The sequence below is a fragment of the Amycolatopsis panacis genome, assembly GCF_003600245.1.
In the GTDB taxonomy this organism is placed as follows: domain Bacteria; phylum Actinomycetota; class Actinomycetes; order Mycobacteriales; family Pseudonocardiaceae; genus Amycolatopsis; species Amycolatopsis sulphurea.
Genome location: NZ_QZFV01000075.1, coordinates 45,391 through 57,832, shown reverse-complemented (window position 1 = coordinate 57,832; position 12,442 = coordinate 45,391). Strand labels below are relative to the sequence as shown.

The following is a 12,442-nucleotide window of genomic DNA, read 5'->3' as shown; positions in this document are numbered from 1 at the left end:
CGTGAGCGAGACCACGTTGACTGTCCACAGTGGATGGTCTATAGCTCACACTTTCCTGACATACTCACCACATGCAGTTCGTGACGATCACCGACATCGAAGCCGCGGCCGAGCGGGTCAAGGGCACCGCGGTACACACTCCGTTGCTGCGCCAGCACTGGGCCGAAGGGCGGCTCTGGCTGAAGCCGGAAAGCCTGCAACCGATCGGTGCGTTCAAGATTCGCGGCGCCTACAACGCGATCGCCGCGCTGAGCGAAGCCGAACGGGCACGCGGAGTGGTCGCGCACTCCAGCGGCAACCATGCTCAAGCGGTCGCGTACTGCGCGCGGGCCTTCGGGATTCCGGCGGTGATCGTGGTGCCGGACGTGACTCCCCGGGTCAAGGTCGCGGCCACCCGTGGCTGGGGCGCGGAGGTGGTGGAGGTGCCGATCGCCGACCGCGAGGTGGTCGCCGACCGGCTCGCCCGCGAACGCGGGCTGACCCTGATCCCGCCGTTCGACCATCCGGAGGTGATCGCCGGGCAGGGTACGGCGGGCCTGGAAATCGCCGCCGACCTGCCGGACGTGGACACCGTGCTGGTGCCGGTCAGTGGTGGCGGCTTCGCTTCCGGGGTCGGCGTCGCGCTCAAGGCGCGGTGCCCCGGGGTGAAGGTCTACGGCGTGGAACCGGAGCTGGCCGCGGACACCGCGGAGAGCCTCCGCGCCGGACGGCGCGTGGAGTGGCCGACGGCCGACCTCGCACGAACGATCGCGGACGGCCAGCGCGCACAGCCGTCCGAACTCACGTTCGCGCACTTGCAGCGCGTACTCGACGGGATCATCACGGTGACCGAGGAGGAGATCCGCCGGACCGTACGGACGCTGGCGCACCGGTCCCGGCTGGTAGTCGAGCCGAGCGGAGCCACCGCGCCCGCGGCGTACCTCCACCACGCAGACGAGCTACCCGGCGGCCGAACGGTCGCGATCGTCTCCGGCGGCAACATCGACCCGGAGTTACTGACCGAACTCCTCGGGTAGCCACGCGAGGTGGTCCGGGCGGCGCTGACCGGCTCGCCCGCCGAACCCCAAGCGCTTCAAGCACTTCAGGCACCTCGAGAACTGCGTAGCGATCTTCGGGATCGAGATGTTCAGACCATATGCACCTGCTTCAACGGGGTCCATCGAGAGGGCAAGACCATGTGCCCGCGTCCATCGCCATCGCCATCGCCCCCCGCCATCACCATCCCTGTCCCCCCACCCCAGGGTCCCGGCAAAGTTGGTCGAGGACCCGTGATCAGCAGACAGAGCCGTGGCTGCCCGACCGGGTTTCGGGTCCGTGAGGGTGCCCCTGACGGACTCAGAGTCCGTGAAGGGACCCTTCACAGCCTTCCGCAGCTGCGCAACCGACTTTGCCGACGCCCTGCCCCACCACCCCCATCCCGATCCCCCGATGCCATGGCCATCCCGCCCTACCATTCCGACGCCCTCACCATCCCGCCTCACCATCCCGATCCCCGCACCACCCCGATCCGCCATCCCAATCCCTGGCCATCCCGCCTCACCATCCTGAGCCCGCCACCATCCCGATCCCGTCACCGTCTCGATCCGCCATCCCGATGCCCTCACCATCCCGCCCCGCCATCTCGATCCGCCATCCCGATGCCCTCACCATCCCGCCTCACCATCCCGAGCCCGCCACCATCCCGATCCACCAACCCAATGCCGCCACCATCTCGCCCAACCCGCCCAATGCCGCCACCATCCCGATCCCGGAACGGTGCCCGGCCACGCACCGCCCGTGTCACCCGCCGGGCGTCGCGGAGTGTCCCGGGTGGACATGCGTGGGCGGGCCTTCGACCCCGCAGTGCAGGCACTCGCCCGGGTGCGGGCTGTCGTCCGGGCGCGGCGCCTCGTCCGGCTGGTCCGCACGGCCGAGCACGCCGTTGTGGATGCCCAGCGCGATCAGCCCGCCGGCCACCGCGAGCACGGCGCAGATCACCAGCGCGGTCCGCCAGCCGGCGGTGAGCGCGACCGGATCGCGGTAGGCGGCCCCGGTCAGCCCGGCCGCCGCGGGCAGCACCGCGACCGCCAGCAACCCACCCGATCGGGCGATCGCGTTGTTCACCCCGGAGGCCACGCCGGCGTAGCGGTCCGGGGCCGCGGCGAGCACTGTCGCGGTCACCGGGGCGACCACGGTGGCCAGCCCGAGGCCGAACACCACCACCGCGGGCAGCACCGAACCCACGTACGAGGACCCCGGCCCGACCCTGGTCAGCAGCAACATCCCGGCGCCGATCACGATCGGCCCGGCCACCAGCTGGGCCCGCGGGCCGATCCGCTGCGCCAACGCCCCGGAACGGCTGGACAGCAGCAGCATGAGGATGGTGATCGGCAGCCCGGCGAGCCCGGCCAGGGTCGGCGAGTACCCGAGCGAGACCTGCAGCTGCAGCACCAGCAACATCATCACGCCGCCAAGCGCCGCGTAGACCACGAAGGTCAGCGCGTTGGACAGCGTGAACGTGCGGTCGCGGAACAACATGGGCGGCACCAGTGGTTCGGCCGACCGATGCTGCAGCAGCACGAACAGACCGAGCCCGAGCAGCCCGGCCAGCAGGGCGAGGAGCACCACCGGGTCGCCGATCCCGCGGACCGGCGCCTCGACCAGTGCCCCGGTCAGCCCGGCGAGCCCGAGCGCGCCGATCGCCGCGGCCCGGTAGTCCGGGTGCCCGGTGGCCGCCGGATCGCGGGACTCCGGCACGAACCGCCGTGCCATCAGCACCACGGCGACGGCCAGCGGCAGGTTGATCAGGAACGCCAGCCGCCACGACCAGGCCTGCACGAGCAGCCCGCCGACCAGCGGGCCGACCGCGGCGGCCAGCCCGCCGAGCCCGGACCAGGCCCCGATCGCGTGAGCCCGGTCGGCCGGCGCGAACGAGGACTGCAGGATCGCCAGCGAGCCCGGCGTGAGCAGGGCACCGCCGACGCCCTGCAGGACCCGGAACGCCACCAGCAGCTCGGTGGACGGCGCCACCGCGCACAGCCCGGACGCGAGCCCGAACCAGACCACGCCGATCAGGTACACCCGGCGACGGCCGTAGCGATCGCCGAGCATGCCGGCCACCAGGATCAGCGCGGCGAGCGCGAGCAGGTACCCGTCCAGGATCCACTGCAGCCCGGCCACCGAGGCACCCAGCTCCTCGCCGATCCGGGGCAGCGCGACGTTCACGATGGTGCCGTCGAGCATCGCCATCCCCGAGCCGAGGATGGTCGTGGCCAGAACTCCGCGCGCGGCGCCGGTGCCCCAGCGGATCCCGGGCGCGCTCACCGGCACGCGGTCACGGCAGCAGCGTGGTGGTGAACTTGTACCGGTCGCCGCGGTAGACCGCGCGCGCGAACTCGACCGGTTTCCCGTCCGTGGCGAAGGAATGCCGGGTGAGCATCAGGACCGGCATGCCGACGTCCGAGCCGAGCATCTCGGCCTCCTGCGGACCGGCGAGCGAGGTCTCGATGGTCTCCTCCGCGCGCTCCAGCTCCACTCCGTAATGCTCCCGCAGCACCGCGTACAGCGAACCGCCCGCGGTGATGTGCTTGCGCAGCCCGCGGAACCGGCCCAGCGGCAGGTGGGTGGTCTCCAGCGCCATCGGCTGGGAATCGGCCAGCCGCAACCGGCGCAGCCGGAGCATCTTCGCGCCGGTACGGATCCCGAGCAGTTTCGCCAGTTCGCCCTCTACCGGCAATTCATCCAGTTCGAGAAGTTTCGACGAGGGCTTCAGGCCCTGTTTGCGCATGTCCTCGGTGTAGGAGGACAGCTGCAGCCGCTGCGCGAGTTTCGGCTCCGCGGCGAAGGTGCCCTTGCCCTGCACGCGGTGCAGGCGCCCTTCCGCGGTCAGGTCCGCCAGCGCCTGCCGCACTGTGGTGCGGGACACGGTGAACTCCCCGGCCAGCGCGCGCTCGGTCGGGATCGGCGAACCCGGCGGCAACGCCTCCAGCAGGTCCAGCAGATGCTGCTTCAACGCCCAGTATTTGGGTTCGCGCTGTCCGCGCACTCCCGTCGTCGTCCCCGCCTCGCCCGCGGGGGATGTCTCCAGCATGACCGACTCCCTCAGTTTCGCCTCACCAATGAGCCACGTCCCCGTGAAGAAACGTACCCTTTTCCGCGGGTGCCGCGCCCGGCTAACATTGGTCTAGACCTGATCGCACGCCGCGCAGACCTTCCGGGACACCACGTCCCGACGGAGAGGAAAGTGATGACCCGACAACATCCCGGCGAGCACATGGCCGCGGAAATCTCCGAGCAGCCTGCCGTATTGGCCGGACTCGTCGAGCGGCGGGCCGGAATAGCGGACGTAGCCGAAAAGATTTCACAAAATCCGCCGCGGTTCGCGCTCCTCGCTGCCCGCGGTTCCAGTGATCACGCGGCGTTGTACGCGAAATACCTGATCGAGGTACTTCTCGGCCTTCCCGCGGGGTTGGTTTCCCCGTCCACCGCGACGCTCTACGGGGCTCGCCCCGACCTGCGCGATGTGCTGTTCGTCACGGTCAGCCAGAGCGGCGGTTCGCCCGATCTGATCGAGATCACCGAGACCGCCCGGCGCCAGGGCGCGCTGACCGTGTCCGTCACGAACACCCCGGATTCACCGCTGCGCGCGGCCGCGGAACTCGGTGTGGACATCGGCGCCGGCGTGGAAAAGGCAGTGGCCGCGACCAAGACGTACTCCGCGACGCTGCTCGCGCTGTACCTGTTCATCGACGCGGTCCGCGGCGGCAAGGGCGAGGAAGCCGAGCGGATCGGCGAGCTGGCCCAGCAGACCCTCGACGGCGCAGCCGAAGGCGTGCAGCGCGCGGTCGACCGGTACCGCTTCGTGGACCGGGTGCTGACCACCGGCCGCGGCTACTCCTACGCGACCGCGCTCGAAGGTTCGCTCAAGCTGGCCGAGACGAGCTATCTGGCCGCCCGCGCGTACAGCGGCGCAGACCTGTTGCACGGCCCCGTCGCAGCAGTCGACGGCGAGACCGCGGTGCTCGCGGCGACCAGCGCGGGCCGTGGTGGCGAAGCGATGCGCGAGGTGCTGGAGGCGGTCAACGAGCGGGGCGCGGACGTGCTCGCGGTCGGTTCCGCGGCCCACGATGTGCCCGCCGCGCTGCGCATCCCGGTCGCGCCGAGCGCCGAGGAACTGGCGCCGGTGCTGGAAGTGCTGCCGATTCAGCGGATCGCGCTCGGGCTTTCCCTCGCCCGCGGCGGTGACCCGGACAGCCCACGGGGCTTGCTGAAGGTGACCAAAACCCGGTGAGTTCCGTCGTTGGCGTGGACGCCGGTGGCACGTCGACCCGCGCGATAGTGGTCGACGCCTCCGGTGCCGTACTGGGCTCGGCCTCCGCAGGCGGAGCGAATCCCAACGCACACCCGCCCGCCGAGGCGGCCGCGCGCATCGCCGGGGCGATCTCCGCGGCGCTGGCCGGGCGGCGGGACGTGGCCGCCGCCGTGGTCGGGATGGCCGGGGTGAGCAAGCTGCGCGACCCGTCCGTCGCCGCGGAATTCGCCGCCGCCTGGCAGCGGATCGGGCTCGGCGACGTTGTGCGGACCGTCACCGATGCCGAAGTGGCCTACGCCTCGGCGACCTCCGCGCCGGACGGCACGGTGCTCGTCGCGGGCACCGGTTCGATCGCCGGGCGCATCCGGTCCCGGCGGATGACCGGCACCGCCGGCGGGCACGGCTGGCTGCTCGGCGACGAAGGCTCCGCCTTCTGGCTCGGCCGCGAAGCGGTCCGGGCCACGCTGACCGCGCTGGAACGCGGGCATCCGACGGCCGGGCTGGCGGCGGCCGTGCTGGGTGAGGCACTCGGACCGTCCGCAATGGACCAGACCACTTCGGACGGTCCGGCGCGGCTCACCGTGGCGAGGACGTTGATCACGCGGGTCAACGCCGAAGCCCCGGTACTGCTGGCCCGGTTCGCCCCGCTGGTGAGTGCGGCCACCCGTACGGGGGACCCCGTTGCGAGGGAAATCGTGGCCGAAGCCGCCACGCACCTGGTCGAAACGGCGCGCGCCACGCGGGAGCCGAAAGAAAAAACTCCGATCGTCCTCGTCGGCGGCGTACTGTCCGAGGACAGCCCCGTAGGGGCACAGGTTCGCGCCCGGCTGACCGGGCTCGACGTCCTGACCAGCTCCGATGGTGTACTCGGCGCGGCTTGGCTGGCCGCTGTGGCGGCCTGGGGCGAAGCCGCGCCGCGGCCCCGTCGCGGATGAGCGCGACCGAAAACCGAATGGTTGGGCCGAAACCGTCGACTCAACCCCTCCGCGCCGGGTACCGTAGGAACCGGCCCCCGGACCCTCCCCCCTCGCCGGGGGCCGCCTTATGTTCCGGGCCGGTCAGGCCCGCGGCCGTTCGCCGCGGGCCGGCCGCAGCCCCGGGTGATCGGCCGGCAGGGTCTTGTACAGCACCCAGCCACTCACCGCCACCGTCGCGGCGACCAGCGGCCAGGAGAGCACGGTGCGCGCCACCCCGAGCGCGACCACCTGCCCGGCGGACCAGAGCAGCCCGTAGACCACTACCCGCAGCAGGTATTGCAGCACCCACACCCAGCTCGCCCAGGAATAGGCCCGCAGCAGTGCCGGATCCCGGCGCCACCGGGTCTTTTGCCCGAGCAGCAACCCGACGATCACCCCGAGCAACGGCCATCGCACGACCACGCTCGCCGTGAACAGCAGCGCACTGGCCGCGTTGGAAAGCAGCTGCAGCAGGAAGAAGTCCTCCGCCCGCCCGGTGTGCAAAGCGATCAACGCCGCGATCACGACCGCGGCGAGGCTCACCACCACCGCGCGCGCCTTGTCCCCCCGCAGCACCCGGTAACCCCCGAGCACCACCGCGATTCCGATCGCGACGATCGCTCCCCAGGAGACAGACCGCTCGGTCGCCAGCCACCCGACCACAAAGGCCAGCGGCGGGACGCTGGCGTCGATCGCCCCTCTGCGGCCGCCGAGGATCTGGGTGAGCGACTCCCGCTCGGGCCTGGCCGCGGGTGCCGAGGCTGTGGTTCCCGAGGTTGTTGCGGTGTCCGAGGTTGCGTCGTTCAGGGCCGCGGTGTCCGGCGTTGCGGAGTCCGGGGCGGCAACGTCCGGGAGTGCGGAGTCGGGGGCGGCGGTGTCCGAAGTGGCGGCGCTCCGGGTAGCAGCGCCGGGGGTCGCCGTGTCCTGTCCGAGGCCCTCGCGGTCGGCGGCGTGCGCGCTTTCGGCCTCCCGATTCGCACGCTCCGAAGCCGCGACGGAGCCGTCCGTGTCCGGGGTGTCCGGGGTCGCATCCGGCCCGGAGGCCCCCGGAAACGCACCGCACCCAGCCGCTTCGGCATGGTTCGCGGCCGCCTCGGTCCCGGGCGCGCCGGTTTCGTCCGTCACATTCCCACCCTGCCGCATTCGCCGTGGTCGTCCCCAGAACCCGAGATCTTTGCCACAGCCAGAGTCCGAATTGTCCGGCTTTCCGGTGATTCCGGCAGCTCGAACGGGCGGTAATGCACTAGCGGAACCGACCTGCCGGGTAAGAAACTGTGACCTGCGACTGAACCAGGGGTGGCCGGAAGGAAGGATACGGGGACTTCCCCCTGTTAGTTGTGGTGTACAACGACTACCGGGGACAGGGCGTGGCGGCGGGAAAGGGGACCCAGCGTGTACGGGATCGACAGCTACGTGGCGATCGGTGACAGTTTCACCGAAGGCCTCAACGACAAGCGTGCGGACGGCACGTTCCGCGGCTGGGCCGACCGCCTCGCCGAGATGCTGGCCGCCGGCGAGCCTGGCTTCCAGTACGCCAACCTGGCGCTGCGCGGGAAGATGCTCGACGAGATCATGGCCGAGCAGCTGCCGCAGGCGCTGGAGCTGAAACCCGATCTGGTCACCCTGTGCGCGGGCGGCAACGACGTGATCGTGCCGGGCGCGGACGTGGACGCGATCGCCGCGCGGCTGGAGGCGGGCGTGGCCGCGCTGCGCGAGGCGGGGATCCCGGTGGTGATGTTCAACGGCCCGGACACCAAGGCGCTGTCGGTGATGAGCGTGCTCCGCGGCAAGGTGGCCATCTACAACACGCATCTGTGGGCGATCGCGGCCCGGCACGGCGCGAAGATGGTCGACCTGTGGACGATGGCCCCGCTGCACGACCGCCGCGCCTGGTGCGACGACCGCCTGCACTTCACCACGGACGCGCATCGCCGGATCGCCCTGCTCACCGCCGAGGTGCTGGGCGTCCCGGTGACCGAGGACTGGCGCGAGCCGTACCCGTCGAGCGCCGAACCGGCGAACTGGATCAGCTCCCGCCGTTCGGATCTCGCCTGGACCAAGCTGCACCTGCTGCCGTGGATCCGCCGCCAGCTGCGCGGCGAGTCGATGGGCGACGGGCTGTCCCCGAAGCGCCCGCAGCTCTCCCCATTGCTGCCCATCGAAGGCCCGGCCATCGAGCTGCGGGACAACGCCGCCGCGTCCTGACCCGCCCCCCACGAGTGGGCCGGTCGGCACACCGTCACCGGACTGGACCATTGCCCGGCGACGCTTCGTAGCCGGGCCGGTCACTGCCTCACCCGGCTCGGAGATCACCCGCCGAACCCGCCGACCGCCACCCGAACGGCGGCGCTCACCAGGTCGCCAACACAGCTTGCCCGGCATAGGGTTCCGCTATGTCCGGTGCACGTGGATGGCTACGCCTGATCCCGATCGCGGTGCTGGTCACGGCACTGCTCTCGGGGCTCACCATGTGGCTGCGGGCGGACGGTATCGAGGGCGACCTGGCGAGCCGGTCGCGGGCCGCGCTGGATGCGGCGGGGATCCACAACGGCGACGTCCGGTTCTCCGGCAGACAGGCCACGCTCGCCGGATTCCCGGCCGAGCAGGCCGGGCGCGCGCTCGGCATCGTGCAAGGGGTCGACGGGGTCCAATCGGCACAGGCGTCCGGCGGGATCGGACCGGTCACCTCCGCACCCGCGTCGAGCAGCAGCGCCCCGCCGAGCAGCGCGCCGCCCAGCACATCGTCCGAGCCGCCCGCGCCGCCGACCGATCGCGCCGGCGTCCAGGACGAACTCGACCGGCGGCTCGCGGACGCGCCGATCACCTTCGAGCCGGACAGCGCGAAGCTCACCGACGAAGGCGAAAAGGCCGCGCGCGACGTCGCGCCATTGCTCCGCGACGCCCCGGACAGCTTGCGGTACCGCATCACCGGGCACGTCGCGGACGGTCCGGGCGGGCGCAGTGCCGCGCGCAAGCTTTCCCGCAACCGCGCATTGACCGTGGTACGGCTGCTGACCCGCGAAGACGTGCCGGCCGACCGGCTGCTCGCGATCGGCAGCAGCAGTGCGCCGGGCAATTCCGGCTCAGGTGACGACGATCGGCGCGTCGAGATCGCCGTGGAACAGAGGTGATGGCGAATGCTGTGGCTCTTCGGGCAGATCTGGCTGTGGCTGCTCATCTCGTTTCTGCTGGGGGCGGCGGTGATGTGGGGACTCACCCAGGCGGCCCCGAGAAGCCGGCCGCGCGCCGCCGTCGCCGAGCCGGAAACACCGCGCCCGCCCGCGGAGCCGCCCGCGCCGATCGACGCCGAGCAGACCCGGCACTTCGCGCCTGCCGCGGAACCCGCGCACTACGACCACCACGATGACCACCGCGCCGACCACCGCTACGAGCATTACGAGTACCACGACGAGGAACCCGAGCGCGTCTACAACGACTACCCGGACGTCGATCCGGACGAGCCGTACCAGCCGCGGGATTCGGGCGGATATCCGCTGCCGGACCCGGAACCGCGGCTGTCCGGGGAGCTGAACTGGCCCTCGGCGCGGGACCGCCCGCCGCCGGACCGGCCACGGGCGGACCAGCCCGCGCGACGCCCTGGACGCGGAGGCTGACACCCACCTGGTAGATTCGGCTACGTACGGTGAGCGGGCACCGACGGCGCCCGGACTAGGTCAGGAGGTCCGATGGCGCTCCCGCACTGGACTCCCCAGCACCTGCTGCCCCCGGGCCGCCACGAGGCCGATCTCGCCGACGTCTACGAGCGGCTGGTCTACGACGCCCCGCATCAGAACGAGCGCGAAATACTGTTCAGTGCGCTCAACAGTTACCTCGGTGTCGCCCAGCGGGTGATCACCTCCGGCCGGGCCTGGCTCGGCGGCGCGTTCGTGACCCGCACCGCCTACCCGCCGCCCGGCGTCGACGTGGTGCTGCTCCCGGACGACTGGGGTGCGCTCAAACGGCTCGACGACGCCGGGCGGACCGCGTTGTACGGGCTGCTCACGCTGCGTGGCGTGATCGTCGGGCAGCCCGCGATGTACCTCGACCAGATCCAGCCGGTGGGCGGGATGCTCGACGGCTTCCTGTGCCGTCCCGGCGACGAGGACGTGTGGGAATCGGTGTGGGCCGGCGGCGGCCGCGGTATTCCGGAGATGGTCTGGTGACAAACGAGTTCCGGCGGATCGCCGACGAGATCCCCGGCGGTACCTGGCTGGACGATCTGGCCCGGGCCTCGGCGATGGCGGCGAACGCGAAATTCGAGCGCACTTCGCGCTCCCCGCTGCTGCACGTGTCGGTGATCGGCGAGTCACACCTGGACGCGTACACCTTTTCCGACATCAGCCGCGCGTTGCAGGACGCGACCGCGAAGGTCGGGCACATCATCCGCAATCCGTCCAACGAGGTCACCTTCGTCCAGCAGACCGACCGGGACAAGGCACCGTTGATCCAAAAAGGACAGGCGGGCAACGCGATCTTCTTCGGCTTCCCGGAGCCGGCCTTCGAGGACGCGCTGATCCACGACGGCATCGAGACGCTGTCCGAGCGCGCGGTGAAGGAACTCTGCGAAATCCTGCCCGCCAACGGTTCCGACGACGGCGCGCTGGACGCGGTGCTGCTGCAGCGCGACACCGTGCGCAACGCGGTGAGCGACATCGTCAACGCGGTGAGCAAGCACGCCGGGATCGGCATGGCGCTCACGCCCACCGCGGGCGAGCTGATCACCCGCAGCATGACCGCCGATCAGGCCAAGATCCTGCAGAGCAGCCTGCGCGAATCGCGCGAAGCGGTGGGCTACGAAACGGTGACCGGGCGGCTCGACGGCGTGCGCACCCGGCGGCGGATCTTCTACCTGGAACGCGAATCCGGCGGCACCATCCAGGGCGCGGTGGCCCCCGATCTGCTCGACCAGATCAAGGAGAACCTGGATCGTCCGGTGACCGCCCGGCTCCGCGTCGTGCGCACCACGACGATCGACGGCCGGCGTGGCCGCCCGGTGCACGAACTGCTGGAGATCGCGCCCGAGGTCAGTCTTTTCGACCAGTGAGGGGCACCCCGGCCGCCGGGATCAGTCAGTGATGCCGGGTTTGCGGTCGGTAATGACATCAGTAGTCGGTAACGATTCCGGACAGGACGGCGGCATCTGCGTTAGCGTCTTCGCACTCCGACCCGGAAGGCGCCCGCATGACGACCCCGCAGCCGCGACCGTCCAGACCACCGCGGCACGGCCGGCCGGACGTCCCTGCCAGGCCGCCCCGCCGAGAGGACACGCCCCCCGGTACGGGTGCGGCACGCGAAATGGGCGCGCCACCGCGCAGGAACCCACCACCGGCATCCCACGGCCCAGCCACGCCACCGGGCAACACCGGCAACCCACCGCAAGGAATGCGCCAGGCCAGCCTGCTCGGCGTCCTCTCGGTGGTCTGCGGGCTGGCCGCGGCCGGTGTGGCGTTCCTGCACGAGCAGGGGTACTTCGCCTGGCTGCTGGCCGGAATCGGGCTGGTGGCCGGGATCGCCGGGGTGGTGCTGGCCGTGCGCGGCCGGATGCGCGGCCGGGGTATCGCGTCGATCGGGGTGGTCGTCTCGGTGCTGGCCGCGCTGCTCTACGGCGCGATCCTGCTGTACCCGTCCGCGTTCGGTATCTCGCGGTCCAGTGAGCTGCACATCCCGCCGGTCACCAAGGACGCCCACTCGGTCGATTTCGTGGTGACCTCGGCCGGCGGGGCGATCGTGCGCTACGGCACGCTGGACTCTCAGCGCACCGATGCCGCCCCGGCCAGCACCGACCAGTGGCACGGACGCGCCTCCTACGACGGCGGCACGCCGACCCTCACGCTCACCGCGGACACCACCAACGCCGGCGTGACGAACGAGATCAGGTGCGCGATCGTGGTCGACGGCAAGACGGTCGCCCAGAACAGCGGGACGACGATCGCGCTCTGCACGGCCAACGTCAGCTGATCCCGCCTGGCGGCCGGCCGGCCTCGCCCCCATCTCGGCCGGCCAACCGCCACCGAACCGCTCCCCGCGGTTCTGCGGGCCCGTCCGCTCGCGCGCGGACCCGTCGCCGGTTTCCCAGCCTGCCCCTCCCCGAGGGCTCCACCAGCGACCCGGCCGACCCTACTTGGGCGCGGCGACGGGCCGCTAAGAACTCACTAAGGATGCCCCGCCGTAGTAGAGCTGACCTGCGAAAACATCC

At 71.2% G+C, this 12,442-nt stretch carries 12 protein-coding genes; 9 read left to right on the top strand and 3 right to left on the bottom strand.

Annotated features, from left to right (window positions below; all coding sequences use genetic code 11):
• Window positions 1-71 precede the first annotated feature (71 nt).
• The gene (locus D5S19_RS12525) at window positions 72-1,016 is read left to right on the top strand and encodes a threonine ammonia-lyase (protein WP_120023528.1); all 945 of its coding nucleotides are present in this window, start codon (window positions 72-74) and stop codon (window positions 1,014-1,016) included.
• A gap of 763 nt (window positions 1,017-1,779) precedes the next feature.
• On the opposite strand, the gene D5S19_RS12520 is transcribed toward D5S19_RS12525, so the two are convergent.
• Window positions 1,780-3,303 (bottom strand): MFS transporter, encoded by a 1,524-nt coding sequence (locus tag D5S19_RS12520; RefSeq protein WP_199730467.1) that lies wholly within the window; start codon window positions 3,301-3,303, stop codon window positions 1,780-1,782.
• 10 nt (window positions 3,304-3,313) lie between these two features.
• Window positions 3,314-4,069: a GntR family transcriptional regulator gene (locus D5S19_RS12515; RefSeq protein ID WP_120023526.1), complete on the bottom strand. Its 756-nt coding sequence runs from the start codon at window positions 4,067-4,069 to the stop codon at window positions 3,314-3,316.
• A 156-nt stretch (window positions 4,070-4,225) separates the two neighbouring features.
• On the opposite strand from D5S19_RS12515, the gene D5S19_RS12510 reads away from it, so the two are divergent.
• Entirely contained in the window at window positions 4,226-5,269 is a 1,044-nt protein-coding gene (locus D5S19_RS12510; RefSeq protein ID WP_199730461.1) for an SIS domain-containing protein, read from the top strand.
• Window positions 5,266-6,225 (top strand): N-acetylglucosamine kinase, encoded by a 960-nt coding sequence (locus D5S19_RS12505; RefSeq protein WP_120023524.1) that lies wholly within the window; start codon window positions 5,266-5,268, stop codon window positions 6,223-6,225. The genes D5S19_RS12510 and D5S19_RS12505 overlap by 4 nt, the downstream gene beginning before the upstream one ends.
• Window positions 6,226-6,348: 123 nt before the next feature.
• Here the strand turns inward: D5S19_RS12505 and D5S19_RS12500 are convergent, their stop codons facing one another.
• Window positions 6,349-6,963, bottom strand: a complete 615-nt coding sequence (locus D5S19_RS12500) for a DUF3159 domain-containing protein (RefSeq protein WP_233573864.1) — start codon at window positions 6,961-6,963, stop codon at window positions 6,349-6,351.
• 675 nt (window positions 6,964-7,638) lie between these two features.
• Here D5S19_RS12500 and D5S19_RS12495 point away from each other — a divergent pair.
• The 6 genes from D5S19_RS12495 to D5S19_RS12470 all read left to right on the top strand — a co-directional run bounded on the left by D5S19_RS12495 (window position 7,639) and on the right by D5S19_RS12470 (window position 12,204).
• Complete coding sequence (locus D5S19_RS12495) at window positions 7,639-8,451, top strand: SGNH/GDSL hydrolase family protein (RefSeq protein ID WP_120023523.1); 813 nt, start codon at window positions 7,639-7,641, stop codon at window positions 8,449-8,451.
• A gap of 188 nt (window positions 8,452-8,639) precedes the next feature.
• Window positions 8,640-9,377 carry an OmpA family protein gene (locus tag D5S19_RS12490; protein WP_120023522.1) on the top strand — a complete coding sequence of 246 codons (738 nt, stop codon included), beginning with the start codon at window positions 8,640-8,642 and terminating at the stop codon, window positions 9,375-9,377.
• Between the two features lie 6 nt (window positions 9,378-9,383).
• On the top strand, window positions 9,384-9,860 hold the full coding sequence (locus D5S19_RS12485; RefSeq protein ID WP_120023521.1) for a hypothetical protein: 477 nt from the start codon (window positions 9,384-9,386) through the stop codon (window positions 9,858-9,860).
• A 72-nt stretch (window positions 9,861-9,932) separates the two neighbouring features.
• A complete protein-coding gene (locus tag D5S19_RS12480; protein WP_098512924.1) occupies window positions 9,933-10,409 on the top strand; it encodes a DUF6932 family protein in 477 nt (158 codons plus the stop codon).
• Window positions 10,406-11,290 (top strand): hypothetical protein, encoded by an 885-nt coding sequence (locus D5S19_RS12475; protein ID WP_120023520.1) that lies wholly within the window; start codon window positions 10,406-10,408, stop codon window positions 11,288-11,290. The genes D5S19_RS12480 and D5S19_RS12475 overlap by 4 nt, the downstream gene beginning before the upstream one ends.
• A 338-nt stretch (window positions 11,291-11,628) precedes the next feature.
• On the top strand, window positions 11,629-12,204 hold the full coding sequence (locus D5S19_RS12470) for a hypothetical protein (RefSeq protein WP_233573859.1): 576 nt from the start codon (window positions 11,629-11,631) through the stop codon (window positions 12,202-12,204).
• Window positions 12,205-12,442: the final 238 nt, after the last annotated feature.

Coding starts and splice junctions, on each gene's coding strand:
- D5S19_RS12480 (WP_098512924.1), top strand. CDS start 9,933: ATGGCGCTCCCGCACTGGACTCCCCAGCACCTGCTGCCCCCGGGCCGC.
- D5S19_RS12485 (WP_120023521.1), top strand. CDS start 9,384: ATGCTGTGGCTCTTCGGGCAGATCTGGCTGTGGCTGCTCATCTCGTTT.
- D5S19_RS12515 (WP_120023526.1), bottom strand. CDS start 4,069: ATGCTGGAGACATCCCCCGCGGGCGAGGCGGGGACGACGACGGGAGTG.
- D5S19_RS12470 (WP_233573859.1), top strand. CDS start 11,629: ATGCGCCAGGCCAGCCTGCTCGGCGTCCTCTCGGTGGTCTGCGGGCTG.
- D5S19_RS12490 (WP_120023522.1), top strand. CDS start 8,640: ATGTCCGGTGCACGTGGATGGCTACGCCTGATCCCGATCGCGGTGCTG.
- D5S19_RS12510 (WP_199730461.1), top strand. CDS start 4,226: ATGACCCGACAACATCCCGGCGAGCACATGGCCGCGGAAATCTCCGAG.
- D5S19_RS12525 (WP_120023528.1), top strand. CDS start 72: ATGCAGTTCGTGACGATCACCGACATCGAAGCCGCGGCCGAGCGGGTC.